A 20,453-nucleotide genomic window follows, 5' to 3' on the forward strand; every position below is an offset into this window, starting at 1 on the left:
CGTCAGTACCGGTCGCCTCGGTAGCCGTAGTTGCCGCCCGGCATCTGGCCGTACGGCTCGTCGCCGTCCTCGCGGTAGCGGCCGGAACGTCGGCCGCGATGGTCCGGCTCACTGCCGGGTCCACCCCGCCGTGGCGGTTCGGCACGGCCTCCACCGGGCTGTCCACCCCGCCCGCCACCGGGCATCCCGCCCGCGCGGCCACCACCGCCACCGGGCGCGCCACCTCCCCGGCCGCCGCCACCGGGCATCCCGCCGCCACGGCCACCGCCCGGGGCGCCGCCACCCGGGGCGCCGCCGCTGCGGCCACCGCCACCGGGCGGTCCGCCGGCCCGGCCACCGCCGCCGCCACCGCCGTAGACCCCACCACCGGAGCGGCCACCGCCACCCTGAGGGGGGCGGCCACCGCCGCCCTGAGCCGGGCGGCCACCGCCGCCGGGACGGCCGCCGCCGTAGACCGGGCCGCCCTCACCACCCGACCGGCCACCCTGGTCGCCGGAGCGGCCACCGCCACCTCCGCCGCCGTAGACGCCACCGCCCTGAGCCGGGCGGGAGCCGTTGGCACCGGCCGGACGGCCACCGCCGTAGACCGCACCCGACCGGGCGCCCTCGGGCCGGTCGCCCTTCGCCGGCCCGCCGTAGACGGGACCGGACTGGGCGCCGCCGTACACCGCGCCCCGCCCCCGGTCCTTCGGGCCGAAGCCGTCGTCCTTGCGGCTCGGGTCGTCGTCGTCATCGTCGCCGTCGCGGCTCTTGCCCGCCGGCACCGGACGCTTGCGGGCCCGCAGGATGCCGAATATGCCGGCACCCACCAGCAACGCGCCGAGCACACCGACGGTGGCGATCAGGTAGGTGATGTCGTCCAGGGTCAGCCCGTCGAACCACGACCGGCCGGCCGCGTTCTTCACCGCGTCCGGGTCGTCGGCAAGGTTCTTCGGGCCCTCGGTGGACGGTGTGTAGCTGAGGATGTCGACCGGCTCGTTGTCGTCGAGATGCCCTGCGTCGGAGACGGTCAGGAAGGTCTTGCCGTCGGTCGAGTACGCGATCGCCTCACCGAACGGGTCGGCCAGCGGAGTCACCCGGGGCGTGGTGGTGGTCAGCGCGGTGACGATGTCGCCGTTCTGCACGTCGTACTCGAAGGCGTCGGCGTACGTACGCAGCGCCACCCGGGTGCCGTCCGGGGACCGGGCCGCACCGGTGATCGCCACCCGCCCGAAGGTGCTCAGCGGGTTCTCGGTGTCGGTCTTGGGCAGCTCGATGTCGCCGAGCTTCTTCATCGGCACCGGCTCGGTGTCGCCGGTCTTGAGCGCACCGTCGGCGGTGAAGATCTCCGCCTTGCCGGAGGTGACCTTCGTGATGATCAACGGCAGGTTGTCGTCGCCGATCAGCAGCGCCTCGGCGTCGCGGGGCTTGCCGTCCGGGTACGCCAGCCGATGCAGGACCGGCGACTTGCTGCCGTTGATCGGCATGCTCCAGACCGCGACCCGCTTCCGGCGCTCCCGGCTGGTGATGTTGTCACCGGTGTCGGCGATCCACAACGTGTTGCCGTCCGGCGAGACGGCGAGGTCCTCGGTGTCGAACGGCCCCGCACCCGAGTAACGGACCTCGCGGGTGACGTCGCAGTCCTTGTTGAGGTAGAAGACCCGCTTGCGGCTGTCCTGGTCGGTGCTGTCGTTGATCACGATGTACCCGTTGCGGGTGACCACCAGGCCGGACATCTCCCGCAGCCGCGAGTCGGTGACCGAACACTGCTTCTTGGGCGCCGCCGCGAGCGGCGCGGCGGCCATCGGCACCGCCGCCGGAGCGACGGCGCCAGCGGCGAGCACCGGCCCCACGTCGGTCGATACGGTCGGCGGGCCGACATCGGTCACCGGCGATGCGGCGTACGCGGGTGGCGACGACCCGGGCGCGGCGAGAGTGACGCCGGTGACCGCCACGGTGGCCCCGAACAGGCCGAGCGCAACCGTGACCGAGGAAACAGTGCGGTGCATGAAAGGAAGTGTCGCACGCCCCACGTTTCCTTCGGGTGACGCGGCTGGGCGGTCACCGCGCGGCACGAACCGCCTGCGTCGCGTCGACGTACGTGGACAGTTCGGCGGCGAGCGCCTCGTTGACGCGTACGTGCAGCATGGTGCCCTCGGCCAGGTGCGCGGTGCTGAGTACCTCGCCCTGTCGGTGCAGACGGGCCACCAGGTCACCCCGCTCGTACGGCAGCACCACCCGCAACTCCACCGCCGGGCGTGGCAGCCGCTGCTCGATCGCCGTCCGTAGCTCGTCGATCCCACGACCGCGGTGCGCGGAGACGAAGATCGCCTCCGGCCAGAGCCGCTTGAGGTGCAGCAGGGTCTCCTCGTCGGCGGCGTCGGTCTTGTTGACCACCAACAGCTCGGGCAGCCGGTCGGCACCGACCTCGCCGAGCACCTCGCGGACCGCCCGGACCTGCTCCTGCGGATCGGGGTGGGCACCGTCGACCACGTGCACCACCAGGTCGGCCTCGGCGACCTCCTCCAGGGTCGAGCGGAACGCCTCGACGATCTGGTGCGGCAGGTGCCGGACGAATCCGACCGTGTCCGACAGCGTGTAGACCCGCCCGTCGGCGGTGGTGGCGCGGCGGGTGGTCGGGTCGAGCGTGGCGAAGAGCGCGTCCTCGACCAGTACGCCGGCACCGGTGAGCCGGTTGAGCAGGCTCGACTTGCCGGCGTTGGTGTAGCCGGCGATGGCCACCGCCGGCACCGCGTTACGGGAACGGCGGGCGCGCTTGGTCTCGCGTACCGTCCGCATGGCCTTGATCTCGCGGCGCAGCCGGGCGATGCGGTGGCGGATGCGCCGCCGGTCGGTCTCCAGCTTGGTCTCACCGGGACCACGCACACCCACGCCGCCACCGGCACCGCCGCCCCGGCCGGAACCACCGGTCTGCCGGGACAGCGTCTCGCCCCAACCGCGCAGGCGGGGCAGGAGGTATTCGAGCTGGGCCAGCTCGACCTGGGCCCGACCCTCCTTGCTCTTGGCGTGCTGGGCGAAGATGTCGAGGATCAGCGCCGTCCGGTCGACCACCTTGACCTTGGTGCGCTGCTCCAGGTTGCGGAGCTGGGACGGGGACAACTCACCGTCGCAGATGACCGTGTCGGCACCGGCGGAGAGCACCACCGAGCCCAGGTCGTCGACCTTGCCCCGCCCGATGTAGGTGGCCGGGTCCGGCCGGGTACGCCGCTGGATCAGCCCTTCGAGCACCTGCGAACCAGCGGTCTCGGCCAGCGCGGCCAGCTCGGTCAGGGAGTTCTCCGCGTCGGTCTGGCTGCCCTCGGTCCAGACGCCGACCAGGACCACCCGCTCCAGCCGGAGCTGGCGGTATTCGACCTCGGTGACGTCGGTCAGCTCGGTGGAGAGGCCGGGGACCCGTCGCAGTGCCTGCCGTTCGGAGAGCTCGTAATCACCGGTGGTGGCGTCGAGCTCGTCGTCGGGAAATGGAACGTGGGTCTCCTGGTCGCGCAAGCGTCTCTCCTGTCCGTTCTGTGCATGTACCGAGCAATCCTGACATGTGTCAACGCGCGGTGCACCTGCTATATGCCCACCGCGGGAACGGGCAAAGGCGGGGGCGGCTGCCAGCCTCCCAACCAGGGCGAGTAGAAATGGGCGAGCCGTTCAGCGCCGACGGAGGGGATCCGCGTGCCCACCACCCGACTGCCCAGTGCCGGATTCTCGATCACGATCCGGATCGCCGTACCCGCCGATGCGTCCTCGATCGGCCGGTTGACCACCTCCGTGGGCGAGGCCGGGGCCATCGTCACCGCGCTGGACGTGGTCGACTCCGACCCCACCCACGTGATCGTCGACCTCACCTGCGACACCGCCGACGCCGGGCACGCCGACCAGGTCGTGGACGCGCTCACCGCGCTGGACGGCGTGGACGTGCGCAAGGTCTCCGACCGGACGTTCCTGCTGCACCTGGGCGGCAAGATCGAGGTCAGCTCGAAGGTGGCACTGCGGACCCGGGACGAGCTGTCCCGGGCGTACACCCCGGGGGTGGCGCGGGTCTGCCAGGCGATCGCGGAGAACCCGGCCGACGCCCGACGACTGACCATCAAGCGCAACACGGTCGCCGTGGTCAGCGACGGCTCGGCCGTGCTCGGGCTGGGCAACCTCGGCCCGGCCGCCTCCCTGCCGGTGATGGAGGGCAAGGCGGCGCTGTTCAAGCGGTTCGGCGGGGTGGACGCCTGGCCGGTGGTGCTGGACACCCAGGACACCGACGAGATCGTCGCCATCGTGAAGGCGATCGCGCCCGCGTACGGCGGGATCAACCTGGAGGACATCGCCGCGCCGCGCTGCTTCGAGATCGAGGCGCGGCTGCGCGAGGCGCTGGACATCCCGGTCTTCCACGACGACCAGCACGGCACCGCGATCTGCGTCCTCGCCGCGTTGACCAACGCACTGCGCGTCGTGGGCAAGCAGCTCGCCGACGTGCGGGTGGTGGTCTCCGGAGCCGGCGCGGCGGGCACCGCGATCATGAAGCTGCTGCTGCGCCAGGGCGTCGGCGACATCATCGCGTGCGACCGGCAGGGCGCCCTGCACCGCGGCCAGACCGGTCTCAACTCGGCCTGGCAGTGGCTGGCCGAGAACACCAACCGGGACGGCTACTCGGGCGACCTGGCCGGTGCGCTGAACGGCGCGGACGTCTTCATCGGGGTGAGCGCGCCGAACCTGCTCACCGGCGACGACGTCGCCACCATGGCCAAGGACTCGATCGTCTTCGCGCTGGCCAACCCGGACCCGGAGGTCGACCCCCGGGAGGCGCGCAAGCACGCCGCCGTGGTCGCCACCGGCCGCTCCGACCAGCCGAACCAGATCAACAACGTGCTCGCCTTCCCGGGCGTGTTCCGCGGCATGCTCGACGCGCACGCCGAGGAGTTCACCGAGGAGATGGCGCTGGCCGCCGCTCGGGCCATCGCCGACGTGGTCGGCGAGGAGAAGATCAACCCCACGGTCATCGTGCCCAGCGTCTTCGACTCCCGGGTGGCCCCGGCGGTGGCCGCCGCCGTCCGCGCCGCCGCCCAGAACCCCGCGGTCACCCCGCCGCCCGCCGCCGACCCGGGCCCGGCCGACCTCCCCGAGATCGCCGCCAGCGCCTCCGCCACCCCCTGAGGCCCGTCGCTGACACGGCCGCCCGGCATCGCACGCCGCCGCGGAGGCCGCCTGGTTCGCCGATCATGGAGTTGTGGCGCAGACAAAGCCCACCAAGTAGGGCACAACGTCAACCACAACTCCATGATCGACGCGGTGAGTGGGTGAGGCGTGAGCGGCGTGGGCGGAGTGCCGGGAGTGGTCAGGCGAGGGTGAGGGTGCCGGTGGCCACGAGGACGGCGGGGCCGGAGAGCCAGCAGGAGTCCTCGTCGACGGTCACCGTGAGGCGGCCGCCGGGCACGTCGACCGCGACCGTGCCGGTCTCCCGGCCGGCCTCGTGCAGGGCGACGGCGGCGACCGCGCACGCACCGGTGCCGCAGGAGAGGGTCTCGGCCGAGCCGCGCTCGTAGACGCGCATCAGCACGTACGGGTCACCGCCGTCGACGGCGTCACCGGCGGCGGTGAACTCGACGTTCACCCCGTGCGGGAAGAGGTCCTCGTCGACGTGGGGCGCCCGGGTCAGGTCCAGGCCGGCGAGATCCAGGCCGGCGGGCAGCGGGCAGACCAGGTGCGGATTGCCGACGTCCACCGCCGTGCCGGGCAGGGTCAGCCCGCCCAGGGCGGCCGTCGAGGCCGCGTACAGCCGGGGACGCCGCATCTGGACGGCGACGGTGTCGCCGTCGACCCGGGCCCGCACGATGCCGGCGCGGGTGGCCACCGGCAGGTCGCCGCCGCTCGGCGCGGCCAGCCCGGTCTCCAGGAGGTACCGGACGAAGACCCGGGTGCCGTTGCCGCACATCTCGGCGAAGGACCCGTCGGAGTTCCAGTAGTCCATGAACCACTCGGCCTCGCCGGCCAGGGCGACGCCGTCGGGGTGCTTGGCGGCGCGGACCACGCGCAGCACGCCGTCCCCGCCGAGGCCGCGTCGCCGGTCGCAGATCGTCGCCACCAGCTCGGGCGTCAGGTCGAGCGCGCCGTCCGGGTCGGGCAGGATCACGAAGTCGTTGGCGGTGCCGTGTCCCTTGGTGAACTCCACGCCTTCCATCATGGCGCAGCGGCGCGGACCGTCCCGAGGGCGGCCTCGATCAGTCCCGGATCGGCCGAGTCGAGCCAGCGTACGCGGGGGTCGCGGCGGAACCAGGACCGCTGGCGGCGGACGAAGCGACGGGTGGCCCGGATCGTCTCGTCGCGTGCCTCGGCCTCGGTCAACTCACCGGCGAGGAAGCGCAGCACCTGTTGGTAACCGAGCGCCCGGCTGGCCGTACGTCCCTGCGCCAGGCCGTGACCGACCAGTTCGCGGGTCTCGGCGACCAGGCCGTCGGCCCACATCCGGTCCACCCGCAGGGCGATGCGCTCGTCCAGCAGGGCGGTGTCCAGGTCGACGCCGAGCTGGACGGCCGGATAGTAAGGCGTCGGTTCCGGCAGGGCGGCGGTGAAGGGTCGGCCGGTCAGCTCGATCACCTCCAGCGCCCGGACGATCCGCCGGCCGTTGCCGGGCAGGATGCCGGCCGCCGCCGCCGGGTCGGCCGCGCGCAGCCGCGCGTACAGCGGTGCCGGGCCGACGGCGGCCAGCTCACCCTCCAGGCGTTCCCGCAGCGCCGGGTCGGTGCCGGGGAACTCGAACCGCTCCAGCACCGCCCGCACGTACAGCCCGGAGCCGCCGACTAGCAGCGGCACCCGGCCCCGGGCCGAGATGTCGTCGATCGCCGCGCGGGCCAGCCGCTGGTACTCCGCGACGCTGGCCGGCTCGGTCACCTCCCAGAGGTCCAGCAGGTGGTGCGGCACGCCCTCGCGTTCGGCGACGGTGAGCTTGGCGGTGCCGATGTCCAGACCCCGGTAGAGCTGCATCGAGTCGGCGTTGACCACCTCGCCGCCGAGCGCGTGCGCCAGCGCGATGCTCAGTGCCGACTTGCCCGCCGCGGTCGGCCCGACCACCGCGACGACCGGGCCCGGGGCACTCATGCCCGCTCCCAGTTGGCCACGAGGTAGGCCACGCCGTAGGGGGCGCTGTGGTGGCGAAGCGCGCCGCGCCAGTCGCCGCCGCTCGCCCGCGCCGCACCGGCGAGCACCTGCCAGGGCGCCCGACCGGCAGCCTTGAGCTGCGAGGACAGGGCGGGGTCCAGGCCGAGCAGCGCGTCGGCGTCCGCGTCGGCGAGGGCCTGGGCGACCGTCTCGTCGTACGCCTCGGCGCGCGGGTCGGCATAACCGGGCGCCTTCTCACCCCGGCAGGCCGACCCGTCGCCCATCACCAGCAGCGCCCACGGTCGGCCGGACACGAGGCGGGCACCCAGGTCGGCGCACGTCTCGACCGGCGCGTCGGCCGCCACGGTCGACATGCGCCACGTCGCGTCGCCGGTCACGGGTGACGGGTGGCGGTTCAGCGCGTCACCGGTCGCGGGTGACGGGTGACGGTTCAGCAGCCAGGCACCGACGAGCAGGCCGAGCGGTAGGGGGTCGGTGCCGGGCCGGTCACCGGGGAGGTCGCCGAGGCGTACCTCCAGCGGCAGGCCCCAGGGCGCGAGGCTGCCCCGGAACGGGGGGTCGAGGTCGGCGGTGTGATCGCCGGCACCGACCACCAGCACGTCGCGCGCGCCCGAGTCGAGCAGCCGGGCGACGGCGGCGTCGCAGGCGGCGCGCAGATCGTCCAGTTCGGGCGCGGCGGCACCGGCCACCTCGGGGATCAGCAGCGGTGGGTGGGGGCAGACGGCGGCGGCGACCAGTGGCACCAGGCAACCGTATCGGGCGGGCCGGCCGGGACCGCCGCGCACCGGCCGGCGGGCCCTCGGCCGTACGCCGTTCGGCGAAAAGCGGCACGCCGGTTCGGACGGTGACGACAGAGAGCTAGGACACCGTATGGTCACGGTCGGCGATAGGCGCTCGACGCGGACCGGGGCGGACCTGTGACAATGCCCGGAGAACTTTGACTGCGCCGTGGCGGGCCCGGGAGGCTGCTCCCTGGGCACCGGGAGATCGAGGATGGGCACATGAGCGACTGGACTGCCTTCGGACGGGTGGACGCGGACGGCACCGTCTATGTCAAGACCGCCGAGGGCGAGCGGGTGGTCGGATCCTGGCAGGCGGGAGCACCGGAGGAGGGGTTGGCGCACTTCGCGCGCCGCTTCGCCGACCTGGTGACCGAGGTGGATCTGACCGAGGCGCGGCTCAACTCCGGCGCGGCGGACGCCAACCATTCGCTGAGCACCATCCGGCGTATCCGCGGGTCGCTGGCCGAGGCGCACGTAGTCGGCGACATCGACGCCCTCGCCGCGCGGCTCGACAAGCTCGCCACGGTGGCCGAGGAGAAGGCCGGTGAGGCGCGGGCCGCCAAGGAGGCCGCCCGCACCGAGGCCCTGGCGCGCAAGACCACGCTGGTCGAGGAGGCGGAGAAGCTGGCCGCCGAGTCGACCGGTTGGAAGACCGCCGGCGACCGGCTCAAGGAGATCCTCGACGAGTGGAAGACCATCCGGGGGGTCGACAAGAAGACCGACGGCGAGCTGTGGAAGCGGTTCGCCGCCGCCCGGGACGGTTTCACCCGCCGCCGGGGCGCCCACTTCGCCTCCCTGGACTCGCAGCGCAAGCAGGCGCAGACGGTCAAGGAGGAGCTGGTCGCCGAGGCCGAGAAGATCTCCGACTCCACCGACTGGGCGTCCACGGCCAACCAGCTCAAGGAGCTGATGAACCAGTGGAAGGCCGCGCCGCGCGCCTCCAAGGAGGCCGAGCAGCGGCTGTGGGAGAGGTTCCGGGCCGCGCAGGACGCCTTCTTCACCCGGCGCAGTGAGGTCTTCTCGGCGCGTGACAACGAACAGCGCGCCAACCTGGAGCGCAAGCAGGCGCTGCTCGCCGAGGCCGAGGCGCTCGACGTCGAGGGCGACCCGAAGGGCGCGCAGGCCAAGCTGCGGGACATCCAGGCACAGTGGCACGAGGCCGGCCGGGTCCCCCGGGAGGCGGCGGCCGGGCTGGAGCGCCGGCTGCGGGCCATCGACGAGAAGGTCCGCGAGGTGATGGACTCGGCCTGGCGCCGGACCACCCGCGAGGACAACCCGCTGCTGGCCCAGATGCGGTCCCAGGTGGCCGAGGCCGAGGAGCGGCTGGCCCGCGCCCAGGCGGCCGGCGACGCCCGACGGATCAAGGAGGCCGAGCAGGCGCTCGCCTCCAAGCGGCAGTTCCTCCAGTTGGCCGAACAGGCCGGCTGAGCGCAGCTCGGACAACCCCGGTTCCCGGTGTGGGAGCCGGGGTTTTTCGTCGCCGAACCTCCTGGTCAGGGCGATGTGAACGTACGACATTTACATCGAGCTGATTCTATGGTTACCTGGGGAAAGCGTTTGCCCTCCGGGGCCAGACACGCCGAGCCACTCCGACCCACTTCGTCCGACGGCAGGCCGCACTCCGCGACCGCCCCGGCACCGCTGCCACTGGGCAGGGCAGTCACCGGCGCCGGGGCGTACCCCCTGCCGACCGGATGACGCATCGAGGCCGACGCCACGGGACGCACCACCGGCACCCGAACGTGGCGGGCCGCATCGCGGACGCGTCCGGGCAGTGACAGTCGATCCGCGAACACCACGCGTCGTCCGGCCCGTTCCGCGTACCCGAGGATGAGGAGAAATCTCCGTGCTTGCATTCGTCACGCGTCGCCTGACCCGGCGACTCGCGGCGCTGGCCGCCACGGCGGTCGCGCTGCCCACGGCGCTCGTCGCGGTGACGGCCGCCCCGGCCACGGCGGCGACCGTCGACACCAGTGCGTACTACGTGTTCGTGAACCGCAACAGCGGCAAGGCGATGGACCTGTGGAACTGGTCCACCGCCGACGGTGGCGAGATCCGGCAGTTCACCCGCGCCGACGGCAACAACCAGCAGTTCCAGTTCGTCGACGTGGGCAGCGGCTACTACCAGCTCCGCAACCGGCACTCCGGCAAGGTCGTGAGCATCCCCAACTCGAACGACGGCGCGCAGGTCACCCAGGTCACCGCCAGCAGTGACACCAAGCAGCACTTCCGGCTCGTCGACTCCGCCAACGGCGACGTCCGGTTCATCAGCCGGCACAGCAACAAGGCCCTCGAAGTGTGGCAGTGGTCCACCGCCGACGGTGGGATCGTCTCGCAGTACGCCGACATCGACGGCGCCAACCAGCGCTGGCAGTTGGTCCGGCTCGGTGGCGGCACCACGCCCCCGCCGAACCCCGGCCCGCAGACCGGACTGGTCGGCTGGGCCACCCAGAACGGCGGCACCAGCGGCGGCGGCAGCGCCGGCACCACCACGGTGACCACCGCCTCGGCGCTGACCAGCGCGCTCGGCTCCAGCAGCGCGGCGGTGATCCGGGTCTCCGGCACCATCAACTGCTCGGGGATGCTGCGGGTCCGGTCCAACAAGACCATTCTCGGCAACGCGGGCGCGACGATCGCCGGGTGCGGCTTCACCATCAACGGTGACCGCAACGTCATCATCCGGAACCTGACGTTCCGCAACTGGGGCGACGACGCGATCAACATCGAGCAGTCGGCCACCAACATCTGGGTCGACCACAACACCTTCAGCAGTGGTTACGACGGCGCGGTCGACATCAAGCGCGGCTCCGACTTCATCACGGTGTCGTGGAACCGGGTGTTCAGCCACGACAAGACCATGCTGCTCGGGCACAGCGACGACAACGCCGGCCAGGACGTCGGCAAGCTGCGGGTGTCGTACCACCACAACTGGTTCGACGGCAGCAACCAGCGCAACCCCCGGGTCCGCTTCGGCAACCCGGTGCACGTCTACAACAACTTCTACAGCAACGTGCGCGGCTACGGCGTGGCGTCCACGATGAACGCCGGTGTACTGGTCGAGGGCAACTACTTCGAGAACACCCCCGACCCGTTCCACCGTGGTGAGGGCGATTCCGGCCCCGGCTCACTGGTGGCCCGCAACAACCACTTCGTCAACTCGGGCAGCGGACAGAGTGGCGGCAGCGTGGCCGGCATCCCGTACGCGTACACCCTGGACACGCCGAGCAACGTCAAGTCGATCGTGACGGGCGGCGCGGGCGCCGGACGGATCTCGGTCTGACCGCGCGGGTCGGTCGGGGCGCGGCAGGCCGGGCCCCGACCGGCTCTCAGGGTGCGACGGCGCAGCCGCCCGTCGACGCGGGCACCGCGGCCGGCGCGCCCACCGACGGCAGCCCGAGCAACACCCCGGGGGTACGCGGCGAGCGACCCGCCTCGGCCGCGTCACCAGCCCGGGTACGTCGGTGCGACAGCGGCTCCCCGTCGGCGTTGAGGTGGTGCGGGGCGGCGTAGGTGATCGCGGTGTGCACGATGTCGCCCGGCCGGATCGCACCCGGCTCGACCGAACCGGTCGCGAAGTGCACCAGCCGGCCGTCACGGGCCCGGCCGGACATCCGGCCGGTGCGCTCGTCCTTGCGGCCCTCCCCGACGGCGACCAGCACCTCGACGGTCTCGCCGACCAGCTTGCGGTTCTCCGCCCAGGTGATCTCCTCGACGCAGGCGATCAACCGCTCGTACCGCTCCTGCACGACCTGCTTGGGCAGTTGGCCGTCCATGGTCGCGGCGGGCGTGCCGGGGCGCTTGGAGTACTGGAACGTGAAGGCGGAGGAGAACCGGGCCTCGCGGACCACGTCCAGCGTGCGTGCGAAGTCCGCCTCGGTCTCGCCGGGGAACCCGACGATGATGTCCGTGGTGATCGCCGCGTCCGGCATGGCGGCGCGGACCTTCTCGATGATCCCGAGGTATTTCTCCGACCGGTACGACCGGCGCATCGCGCGCAGCACCTCGTCGGAGCCGGACTGCAACGGCATGTGCAGCGAGTGGCAGACGTTCGGCGTCTCGGCCATCGCGGCGATCACGTCGTCGGTGAAGTCCTTCGGGTGCGGGCTGGTGAACCGGACCCGCTCCAGCCCGTCGATCTCCCCACAGGCGCGCAGCAGCTTGCCGAAGGCGTACCGGTCGCCGAACTCCACGCCGTAGGAGTTGACGTTCTGCCCGAGCAGCGTCACCTCCAGCACGCCCTCGTCGACGAGCGCGCGTACCTCGCTGAGGATGTCGCCGGGGCGGCGGTCCTTCTCCCGGCCCCGCAGCGACGGCACGATGCAGAAGGTGCAGGTGTTGTTGCACCCCACCGAGATCGACACCCACCCGGCGTACGTCGACTCGCGGCGGGTCGGCAGCGTCGACGGGAACACGTCGAGGGCTTCGAGGATCTCCACCTCGGCGGCCGTGTTGTGCCGGGCCCGTTCCAGCAGCACCGGCAGCGAGCCGATGTTGTGGGTGCCGAAGACCACGTCGACCCAGGGCGCCTTGCGGACGATGTCGCCGCGGTCCTTCTGGGCCAGGCAGCCGCCGACCGCGATCTGCATTCCCGGGTGCCGGTCCTTGACCGGCCGCAGGTGCCCCAGGTTGCCGTACAGTCGGTTGTCGGCGTTCTCGCGGACCGCGCAGGTGTTGAACACCACCACGTCCGGGTTGTCGTCGGCCCCGCCCGCACGGACGTAGCCCGCCTGTTCGAGCAGGCCGGAAATGCGCTCGGAGTCGTGCACGTTCATCTGGCAGCCGTAGGTTCGCACCTGGTAGGTGCGCGGGCCGCCCGCCGCTGCGGTAGTCATGACGTGCAAAGCGTAGCCGGACCCGTGGAACGGTCGGAACGAGGAGGAGCCGTGTGCCGGAGCATCAAGACTCTGCGTGAGCCGTACACCCCGCAGGTCACCGACGCGGACGTGGAGGCCGCGGCGTTGCAGTACGTCCGGAAGATCTCCGGATTCCGGGCGCCGGCGGCGCACAACGCCGCCGCGTTCGACGCCGCGGTGGCCGCGGTCGCCGCCGCCACCCGCACGCTGCTCGACGAACTCGTGGTCCGTGGCGCCCGCCCCAACTGACGCCGCACATCGCTGGCTGGCAGTGCAAGGAAGGGCACCTTGTTAACGCCTGCGGTAGAGGAAGGGTCCCTTGTTAACGGCAACCCTCGCGCTGACGGCTCGTGCCGTTAAGAGGGGGCCCGTGCTATGCACGAGGCGTTAACAGGGGGCCCTTCCTTACACCTCAGGCGGCGGCGAGGGCGGGGTTCACCGAGTCCGGGGTCCACCGCGAGCCCCGGCACCGGGACCAGCCCCGGCAGCGCGCGTCGGCCTCGGTGCAGAGACGACGCTCGCTGAGCACCTCTCCGTCGTCGGTCTCCCGCACGTCGAAGTGCACCGGCCGGATGCTGCCGTCGGGAGCGACCAGCAGGTGCCGGGTCTCGTCGAGCGTGTCGTCGCGCAGCAGGCAGTTGCGGTCGAGCAGCCGGGCCAGCGCCGCGACGCTGGGCAACTCGGGCAACCCGTCGGGTACGCCGTAACAGTCCACGATCGTGGCGAACTCCCCCGGTGCCTGCCACACGTCGCAGATCACCGCGTACGTTGGCAACCGGGCCGGATCGGCCACGGCCAGGGGCATGACCACCCGACCGAGCGCCTCGGCCAGTGCCGGGTAGACCTCTGCCGGTCGTACCTGGTCGATTCTCCAGTTCCACAGCTCGGTCATGCCGCCTCCTCGCTGTGCTCGTTCCACCGGCCTCCGGATCGGGCCTTACTGACGATGGTGGGGGGCATTTGCCCCAAGCCGGGGGCAAGTTACCGGTCTGTGACCATTCTGGGCAAAATTTCCCGTCGCCGGATCGCTGTGGGTAGCGGGAAGGTGACAGTTTATCGGGTATGGTCCGCGCTCCCACGCAGCGGCTCGCCGGGCCGGCGCAGCGCACCTGGTGCTCGCCGCGGATCAGAGCAGGGCTCCGGGCCTCGGCCCGCCGTCAGCGTAGGACGATCCGATGCTCGCTGCGCGGCCTCAGCTCGCCGATCACCGGGGCGCCCGGCACCTCGCCGGCCACCAGCAGACCGCCCGAGGTCTGCGCGTCGGCCAACAGCAGTCGCTCGGCCTCACCGACCGCGCCGAAGTCGGTCCACGGGGTCACCCATTCGAGGTTGCGGCGGGAGCCGCCGCTGACGTACCCGTCGCGCACCGCCTCGGCGGCACCGGCCAGAAAGGGCACCCGGGCGGTGTCGATCACGACGGTGAGTTCGCTGGCCCGGGCCAGTTTCGACGCGTGGCCGAGCAGACCGAATCCGGTCACGTCGGTGCCGCAGCGCACCCCGGCCGCCACCGCCGCCCGGGCCGCGTCCCGATTGAGTGTGGTCATCGCGGCGACCGCTTCGGGGAAGCTCTCCCCGGTGTTCTTGTGCCGGGTGTTGAGCACGCCGACGCCGAGCGGCTTGGTCAGCGAGAGCGGCAGCCCGGCCCGCCCGCCGTCGAGGGTGATCAGCTCCTCCGGCCGGACCAGACCGGTGACGGCCAGCCCGTACTTGGGGCCGTCGTCGTCGACGCTGTGGCCGCCGGCCAGGTGACAGCCGGCCTCCTGGGCCACGTCCCGGCCGCCGCGCAGCACCTCACGGGCCAATTCGAGCGGCAGTACGTCACGGGGCCAGCAGAGCAGGTTGAGCGCCACCAACGGGGTGCCGCCCATCGCGTACACGTCGGAGAGCGCGTTGGTGGCGGCGATCCGACCCCAGTCGTACGCGTCGTCCACCACCGGGGTGAAGAAGTCGGCGGTGGTCACCACGCCGGTCCGCTCGTCCAGCCGGACCACCGCGGCGTCGTCGCCGTGATCGAGCCCGACCAGCAGGTCGGCCGCGCCTGCGGCGGGGCCGAGCCCGGCCACCATCGCCTCCAGCTCGCCCGGTGGGATCTTGCATGCGCATCCGCCGCCTCGGGCGTACCGCGTCAGCCGCACCCGTTCAGTCATCAGCCCATGATCTCCGTCACTGGGCGTGAGCACCACCGCTGACCGGCAATTTCGGACTTCAGGTCAGGATCCGGGTCGGTGTTACCGCTCCGTGACCAACTGAGTTGTCTACCGACATGTCGCCCCGCCTACAGTGGCCGCTAACCGAGGGTCATCCGGCCCTCAAAGCAATGAGGGGGACGGTGGACGACGTGACGACGGGCGAACCGCTCATCGTGCTGGACTCGGTCAACAAGTGGTTCGGGCCGTTGCATGTACTGGACGACGTCTCGGTGTCGGTGAACCGCGGCGAGGTGGTCGTGGTGATCGGCCCGTCCGGCTCCGGCAAGTCGACCCTGTGTCGCACGATCAACCGACTTGAACCGATCAACTCCGGCACCATCACGTTCGACGGCCAGACGCTGCCGGCCGAGGGCAAGGCCCTGGCGAAGCTGCGCAGCGAGGTCGGGATGGTGTTCCAGTCCTTCAATCTCTTCGCGCACAAGACGATCCTCGAGAACGTCACCCTCGGCCCGGTCAAGGTGCGCAAGGAGAAGCCGGCGGTGGCCCGCGAGCGGGGTCTGGCCCTGCTCGACCGGGTGGGCATCGCGAACCAGGCCGACAAGTACCCGGCCCAGCTCTCCGGCGGTCAGCAGCAGCGCGTCGCGATCGCCCGCGCGCTGGCCATGCAGCCCAAGGCGATGCTCTTCGACGAGCCCACCAGCGCACTCGACCCGGAGATGGTCGGCGAGGTGCTGGACGTGATGACCTCGCTGGCCCGGGACGGCATGACCATGGTCGTGGTCACCCACGAGATGGGCTTCGCGCGGCACGCCGCCAACCGGGTCATCTTCATGGCCGACGGCAAGCTCGTCGAGGAGTCCACCCCGAACGAGTTCTTCGCCAGCCCGAAGACCGACCGGGCCAAGGACTTCCTCTCCAAGATCCTCACTCACTAGTCCGACCGAATAAGAGCACGTCGTCCCCCCGGCGGCGGAGCTTTGTCGAAGAAGGAGATGAAAAATGCGTATTAAGCGCATAGCGGCGTTTGCCGCGGCAGCCACCCTCGCCCTCGGCATGACCGCCTGTGGCGGGGACGACGCCGACGAGGCCGCCACCGGCGAGACCAAGGACTTCGCCGCCGGCAGCACGATGGAGCGCCTCAACAAGGCCCAGTCCATCAAGATCGGCACCAAGTTCGACCAGCCGCTGTTCGGCCTCAAGGGCCTCGACGGCGACCCGCAGGGCTTCGACGTCGAGATCGGCAAGGTCATCGCCGCCGAGCTGGGCATCCCGGAGAGCAAGATCGAGTGGGTCGAGACCCCGTCCGCGGTCCGCGAGCAGCGGATCGAGGAGTCGGCGGTCGACCTGGTGATCGCGACCTACACGATCAACGACACCCGCAAGGAGCGGATCGACTTCGCCGGGCCGTACTACATCGCCGGCCAGACGATCCTGGTCCGGGCCGACGAGAGCGAGATCACCGGCCCCGACTCGTTCAAGACCACCACCAAGAAGGTCTGCTCGGTGCAGGGTTCGACCCCGGCCAAGAACATCGAGCCGTACCTGAGCAACGTCGCCGAGCAGCTCGTCGTCTTCGACGTGTACACCAAGTGCCTCGACGCCCTCAAGGGCGGCCAGGTGGACGCGATCACCACGGACAACGTGATCCTGACCGGCTACATGTCGCAGAACGAGGGCCAGTTCAAGCTCGCCGGTGAGACCTTCACCGAGGAGCCGTACGGCATCGGCCTCAAGAAGGGCGACAACGACTTCCGCACCTTCCTGAACGACACCCTCGAGGCGTCCTTCACCGACGGCCGTTACCTGGAGGCCTGGAAGAACACCGCGGGCAAGGTCGACTCGGCCGACCCGAAGATCCCGACCGTCAACCGCTACTGATCCCTTAGCTGAAGGGTGATTTCGTGAACGTCCTCGTCGACAACTTCGACGTCTTTCGCAGTGGATTCTTTGTCACTCTTCAGCTCTGCATCCTTTCGGCCACGGGGGCGTTGATCCTCGGCGTCCTCGTGGCCGTCATGCGGATCTCGCCGGTGCCTCCACTGCGGTGGCTCGGCGGAACGTATGTCACGGTGCTGCGCAACTGTCCACTCACGATCGTCATGTTCTTCGCCGCGTTCGGTCTCCCGGCACTCGGGTCCAACGCCGACTTCCTCCGGATCCCGGGGCTGGACTCGATCTTCCAGCGCATGGGCACCGACCTCCCGTACTTCCGGTTCGCGTTCATCGCGCTGAGCGTCTACACGGCCGCCTTCGTGGCCGAGGCGGTCCGCAGCGGTGTCAACGGTGTGTCGAGCGGCCAGGCCGAGGCGGCTCGGGCCATCGGACTGACCTTCACGCAGAACCTGCGCTTCGTCGTCCTGCCCCAGGCATGGAAAGGAGCGATCGTGCCGCTCGGCAGCGTGCTGATCGCCATGATCAAGAATTCGGCGCTGGCCGGCTTCTTCGGCGTCGCCGGAGACCTCTCCGCCAGCGGCCAGGCGCTCACGAGCGTGGGCGGCCTGCCGATCATCCCCGTCTTCATCGGCATCAGCCTGGGCTACCTGATCCTCACGGTCCCCCTCGGCCTGATGCTGGACCGGATCGAGCGCCGGCAGGCGGTGGCCCGATGAGCAACCAGACGATGTCCGTCCTCTACGACGCTCCGGGTCCCCGCGCCCGCCGGGTCACCATCATCTCCAGCGTGCTCGCCGCCGTCGCGGCCGTCGCCGGTGCCTACTTCCTCGTCTACCGGCCGCTCGACGAGCGCGAGCAGTTCGCGATGGAGAAGTGGGGACCGCTGATCGACCCGAGCAACGAGGTCTTCGGTCAGGTGTGGACCCAGCTCGGCCAGGGCTTCCGGGCGACCCTGATCGCCGCCGCGCTCGCCATCGTCAGCTCGCTGGTCTTCGGCACCCTGCTCGCCATCCTGCGGGTGCAGCTCAAGGCGCTGATGCGCCGCCGCTTCACCACCCTGGCGCCGCCGGTGGCCCTGGCCGTACGCGGGCTGAGCTGGGTGCTCAACGGCGTGACCAAGTTCTTCGTCGAGGTGTTCCGGGGACTGCCGGTCGTCATCACGATCTTCTTCTGCGCCAGCGGCCTGCCGGTGCTCGGCGTGGACCTGGGCAGCATCCTGTGGTACCTGGTGATCGGCCTGACCATCTACAACGGTGTGGTCATCGGTGAGATCCTCCGCTCCGGCATGGAGGGACTGCCCGGCGGCCAGCGCGAGGCGGCCGACGCGATCGGTCTGACCTCGTTCCAGGCGACCCGGATGATCCTGCTGCCGCAGGCGTTCCGGATCATGCTCCCGGCGCTGATCAGCCAGCTCGTCGTGGTCTTCAAGGACACCTCGCTGGGCTTCATCATCAGCTACGAGGAGGTGCTCCGGAAGAGCAGCTTCATCATCCAGGTGCTGGACAACCCGATCCAGGTGTACTTCGTCGTCGGCGTCATCTACATCGCCGTCAACTACCTGCTGTCGAAGCTCGCCGAGTACGCCCAGCGGCGTCTCGCCCAGGGCCGTCGGGCGATCAAGAACACGCCGAAGGATGAAGCGACCCCGGCCCGAGCCGAGCCGGGCCTCGGCCAGGACGTATCGGTCGCCGGCACGGCCACCTGACCCCGGTCAGCAAGCACCACCCCAACCGGATGGCCGGTCGGAGGCGAGAAGCCACCGACCGGCCATCGGCGTCAGCGGGCGATCTCGGTGACCCGGGACTCGCGTACCACCGTCACCCGGATCTGCCCCGGGTAGGTCAACTCCTCCTCGACCTGCTTGGCCACGTCACGGGCCAGCACCGCCGCGCCGATGTCGTCCACGTCGTCGGGCTTGACCATCACCCGGATCTCGCGGCCCGCCTGCATCGCGAAGACCTTCTCCACGCCGTGCTTGCCGGCCGCGATCTCCTCGATCCGCTCCAGCCGCTTCACGTACGCCTCCAGGCTCTCCCTCCGGGCCCCCGGCCGTCCCCCGGAACAGGCGTCGGAGGCCTGGGTGAGCACCGCCTCGACGGTCTGCGGCGGCACCTCGTTGTGGTGCGCCTCGATGGCGTGCACCACGTCCTCGCTCTCGCCGTACTTGCGGGCCACGTCGGCGCCGATGATGGCGTGGCTGCCCTCCACCTCGTGGGTGAGCGCCTTGCCGATGTCGTGCAGGAAGGCCGACCGCTTGATCAGCGGCACGTCCAGACGCAGCTCGGCGGCCATCACCCCGGCGATGTGCGCGGTCTCCACCAGGTGCTTGAGCACGTTCTGCCCGTACGAGGTGCGGTAGCGCAGCCGTCCCAGCAGCGTGACCAGCTCGTCGTGGATCTCGGTGATCCCGACCTCGACCAGGGCGTCCTCGGCGGCCCGCCGGCAGAGCTGGTCCACCTCCTGGCGGGCCAGGTCGTGCACCTCCTCGATCCGGTGCGGGTGGATCCGGCCGTCGAGCACCAGCTTCTCCAGCGTCAGCCGGCCCACCTCCCGGCGTACCGGGTCGAAGCAGGACAGCAGCACCGCCTCGGGGGTGTCGTCGATGATCAGGTTGACGCCGGTGACCGACTCGAAGGCCCGGATGTTACGGCCCTCCCGACCGATGATCCGACCCTTCATCTCGTCGCCCGGCAGGTGCAGCACGCTGACCACGCTCTCCGCGGTCTGTTCGCTGGCCACCCGTTGGATCGCGTCGACCACGATGTGCCGGGCCCGCTGCTCGGCCGTCGACCGGGCGTCGGACTCGATGTCCCGCACCAGCAGCGCGGCCTCCCGCTTGGCCTGGGTCTCGATCGCCTCGACCAACTCGGTGCGGGCCGCGTCGGCGGTCAGGCCGGCCACCCGCTCCAACTCCCGGCGCCGCTGGTTCTCCGCCTCGGTCAGCTCCGTCTCCCGGACCGCCAGCGCCGCCTCCCGGGTCGCCAACGCCGCATTCGCGGCGGTGAGCTGACGCTCCCGCTCGGCGAGCCGTTCCACCTCCTCGGTGTGCAGCCGCTCCCGCTCGTCCATCCGGGTGGCCCGCCGCTCGACCTCGGCGGCCTGCTCCCGGGTGGTCGCGGCGAGCACCGCCACCTCCCGCTCACCGCTGCGCCGGGCCGCCGTGCGCAACTGCTCGGCGTCCGCCTCGGCCTGCTTGTGCGCCCGCTCCAACACGGCGTCCGCCTCGGCCCGGGCGTCGTCGAGCACCCGGCGGGCCTCCGCCCGGGCCGACTTCGCCTCCGCCTTGGCCCCCGCCGCCTCGGCGCGCGCCGCCGACGCCGCCGACTTGGCCACGTCGATGGTGCTGTTCACCTCGTCGGCGGCGGTCCGCAACGCCGCCAGCGACTGCTCCCGACGGTCCTTCTCCGCGATGTACGCGGGATCCTCCGGCGCCGGACGTGACTGCATGCCGCGCAGCACCCGCAGCCCGAGGAAGGCCGCGCCGAGCACCACCACGGTCAGCAGCAGGACGGCGACCAGGAGCACCACGTCCAGGCCCCTCATCCGGCAGCCCTCCAGGCTGCGTCACCGCTCGCCGCGATGCGGCGCGTCGGCTGCTCCCCTGACGACCCTGAACTCTGCTCACCGTCGTCGATGGCCCCCGCACCCGCCTCGGCGGGTGCGCCCGTTCCCCCGCT

General features: G+C 71.2%; 17 protein-coding genes. 8 read left to right on the forward strand and 9 right to left on the reverse strand.

Annotated features, from left to right (window positions below; translation table 11 throughout):
- Nucleotides 1-2: 2 nt before the first annotated feature.
- Complete coding sequence (locus tag ACIBO1_RS13215; RefSeq protein ID WP_396745105.1) at nt 3-1,988, reverse strand: hypothetical protein; 1,986 nt, start codon at nt 1,986-1,988, stop codon at nt 3-5.
- 52 nt (nt 1,989-2,040) lie between these two features.
- Complete coding sequence (gene hflX / locus ACIBO1_RS13220) at nt 2,041-3,489, reverse strand: GTPase HflX (protein ID WP_396745108.1); 1,449 nt, start codon at nt 3,487-3,489, stop codon at nt 2,041-2,043.
- Between the two features lie 174 nt (nt 3,490-3,663).
- On the opposite strand from hflX, the gene ACIBO1_RS13225 reads away from it, so the two are divergent.
- Nucleotides 3,664-5,136: an NAD-dependent malic enzyme gene (locus ACIBO1_RS13225; protein ID WP_396745111.1), complete on the forward strand. Its 1,473-nt coding sequence runs from the start codon at nt 3,664-3,666 to the stop codon at nt 5,134-5,136.
- 181 nt (nt 5,137-5,317) lie between these two features.
- Here ACIBO1_RS13225 and dapF read toward each other — a convergent pair whose 3' ends face one another.
- The 3 genes from dapF to ACIBO1_RS13240 are packed head-to-tail and all read right to left on the reverse strand — an operon-like array spanning nt 5,318 to nt 7,841.
- Nucleotides 5,318-6,151, reverse strand: coding sequence for a diaminopimelate epimerase (dapF, locus tag ACIBO1_RS13230; RefSeq protein WP_396745114.1), 834 nt, complete (start codon nt 6,149-6,151; stop codon nt 5,318-5,320).
- A gap of 8 nt (nt 6,152-6,159) precedes the next feature.
- The gene (gene miaA / locus ACIBO1_RS13235; protein WP_396745118.1) at nt 6,160-7,077 is read right to left on the reverse strand and encodes a tRNA (adenosine(37)-N6)-dimethylallyltransferase MiaA; all 918 of its coding nucleotides are present in this window, start codon (nt 7,075-7,077) and stop codon (nt 6,160-6,162) included.
- Entirely contained in the window at nt 7,074-7,841 is a 768-nt protein-coding gene (locus ACIBO1_RS13240) for a hypothetical protein (protein WP_396745121.1), read from the reverse strand. The genes miaA and ACIBO1_RS13240 overlap by 4 nt, the downstream gene beginning before the upstream one ends.
- A 258-nt stretch (nt 7,842-8,099) precedes the next feature.
- Between ACIBO1_RS13240 and ACIBO1_RS13245 the strand changes: the two genes are divergently transcribed.
- Both ACIBO1_RS13245 and ACIBO1_RS13250 read left to right on the forward strand, forming a co-directional pair.
- Entirely contained in the window at nt 8,100-9,308 is a 1,209-nt protein-coding gene (locus tag ACIBO1_RS13245; protein WP_396745124.1) for a DUF349 domain-containing protein, read from the forward strand.
- Between the two features lie 418 nt (nt 9,309-9,726).
- A complete protein-coding gene (locus tag ACIBO1_RS13250) occupies nt 9,727-11,160 on the forward strand; it encodes an RICIN domain-containing protein (RefSeq protein ID WP_396745126.1) in 1,434 nt (477 codons plus the stop codon).
- 46 nt (nt 11,161-11,206) lie between these two features.
- On the opposite strand, the gene miaB is transcribed toward ACIBO1_RS13250, so the two are convergent.
- Nucleotides 11,207-12,712 carry a tRNA (N6-isopentenyl adenosine(37)-C2)-methylthiotransferase MiaB gene (gene miaB / locus ACIBO1_RS13255; protein WP_396745129.1) on the reverse strand — a complete coding sequence of 502 codons (1,506 nt, stop codon included), beginning with the start codon at nt 12,710-12,712 and terminating at the stop codon, nt 11,207-11,209.
- A 51-nt stretch (nt 12,713-12,763) separates the two neighbouring features.
- Between miaB and ACIBO1_RS13260 the strand changes: the two genes are divergently transcribed.
- A complete protein-coding gene (locus ACIBO1_RS13260; RefSeq protein ID WP_396745132.1) occupies nt 12,764-12,982 on the forward strand; it encodes a DUF2277 family protein in 219 nt (72 codons plus the stop codon).
- A 163-nt stretch (nt 12,983-13,145) separates the two neighbouring features.
- Here the strand turns inward: ACIBO1_RS13260 and ACIBO1_RS13265 are convergent, their stop codons facing one another.
- Together ACIBO1_RS13265 and selD are read right to left on the reverse strand one after the other, a co-directional pair.
- A complete protein-coding gene (locus ACIBO1_RS13265) occupies nt 13,146-13,625 on the reverse strand; it encodes a hypothetical protein (RefSeq protein WP_396745135.1) in 480 nt (159 codons plus the stop codon).
- Between the two features lie 265 nt (nt 13,626-13,890).
- The gene (gene selD / locus ACIBO1_RS13270; protein ID WP_396745138.1) at nt 13,891-14,880 is read right to left on the reverse strand and encodes a selenide, water dikinase SelD; all 990 of its coding nucleotides are present in this window, start codon (nt 14,878-14,880) and stop codon (nt 13,891-13,893) included.
- A gap of 170 nt (nt 14,881-15,050) precedes the next feature.
- On the opposite strand from selD, the gene ACIBO1_RS13275 reads away from it, so the two are divergent.
- The 4 genes from ACIBO1_RS13275 (at nt 15,051) to ACIBO1_RS13290 (ending at nt 18,481) form a co-directional block, all read left to right on the forward strand.
- Entirely contained in the window at nt 15,051-15,818 is a 768-nt protein-coding gene (locus ACIBO1_RS13275; protein WP_396745141.1) for an amino acid ABC transporter ATP-binding protein, read from the forward strand.
- Nucleotides 15,819-15,882: 64 nt separating this feature from the next.
- Nucleotides 15,883-16,761: a glutamate ABC transporter substrate-binding protein gene (locus tag ACIBO1_RS13280; RefSeq protein WP_396745144.1), complete on the forward strand. Its 879-nt coding sequence runs from the start codon at nt 15,883-15,885 to the stop codon at nt 16,759-16,761.
- A 23-nt stretch (nt 16,762-16,784) separates the two neighbouring features.
- Nucleotides 16,785-17,492, forward strand: coding sequence for an amino acid ABC transporter permease (locus tag ACIBO1_RS13285; protein ID WP_396745147.1), 708 nt, complete (start codon nt 16,785-16,787; stop codon nt 17,490-17,492).
- A complete protein-coding gene (locus tag ACIBO1_RS13290) occupies nt 17,489-18,481 on the forward strand; it encodes an amino acid ABC transporter permease (RefSeq protein WP_396745150.1) in 993 nt (330 codons plus the stop codon). Before ACIBO1_RS13285 ends, ACIBO1_RS13290 begins: the two co-directional genes overlap by 4 nt.
- A 71-nt stretch (nt 18,482-18,552) precedes the next feature.
- Here the strand turns inward: ACIBO1_RS13290 and rny are convergent, their stop codons facing one another.
- Nucleotides 18,553-20,319, reverse strand: coding sequence for a ribonuclease Y (gene rny, locus ACIBO1_RS13295; protein WP_396745153.1), 1,767 nt, complete (start codon nt 20,317-20,319; stop codon nt 18,553-18,555).
- Nucleotides 20,320-20,453 lie beyond the last annotated feature (134 nt).

Source organism: Micromonospora sp. NPDC049903, assembly GCF_044460945.1.
Taxonomy (GTDB): domain Bacteria; phylum Actinomycetota; class Actinomycetes; order Mycobacteriales; family Micromonosporaceae; genus Micromonospora.

What these genes read in the sequence shown, in the direction of transcription:
- ACIBO1_RS13215 (WP_396745105.1), bottom strand. Translation starts at nt 1,988, where the DNA reads ATGCACCGCACTGTTTCCTCGGTCACGGTTGCGCTCGGCCTGTTCGGG.
- miaA (WP_396745118.1), bottom strand. Translation starts at nt 7,077, where the DNA reads ATGAGTGCCCCGGGCCCGGTCGTCGCGGTGGTCGGGCCGACCGCGGCG.
- ACIBO1_RS13245 (WP_396745124.1), top strand. Translation starts at nt 8,100, where the DNA reads ATGAGCGACTGGACTGCCTTCGGACGGGTGGACGCGGACGGCACCGTC.
- miaB (WP_396745129.1), bottom strand. Translation starts at nt 12,712, where the DNA reads ATGACTACCGCAGCGGCGGGCGGCCCGCGCACCTACCAGGTGCGAACC.
- ACIBO1_RS13265 (WP_396745135.1), bottom strand. Translation starts at nt 13,625, where the DNA reads ATGACCGAGCTGTGGAACTGGAGAATCGACCAGGTACGACCGGCAGAG.
- selD (WP_396745138.1), bottom strand. Translation starts at nt 14,880, where the DNA reads ATGACTGAACGGGTGCGGCTGACGCGGTACGCCCGAGGCGGCGGATGC.
- ACIBO1_RS13275 (WP_396745141.1), top strand. Translation starts at nt 15,051, where the DNA reads ATGAGGGGGACGGTGGACGACGTGACGACGGGCGAACCGCTCATCGTG.
- ACIBO1_RS13280 (WP_396745144.1), top strand. Translation starts at nt 15,883, where the DNA reads ATGCGTATTAAGCGCATAGCGGCGTTTGCCGCGGCAGCCACCCTCGCC.
- ACIBO1_RS13290 (WP_396745150.1), top strand. Translation starts at nt 17,489, where the DNA reads ATGAGCAACCAGACGATGTCCGTCCTCTACGACGCTCCGGGTCCCCGC.
- rny (WP_396745153.1), bottom strand. Translation starts at nt 20,319, where the DNA reads ATGAGGGGCCTGGACGTGGTGCTCCTGGTCGCCGTCCTGCTGCTGACC.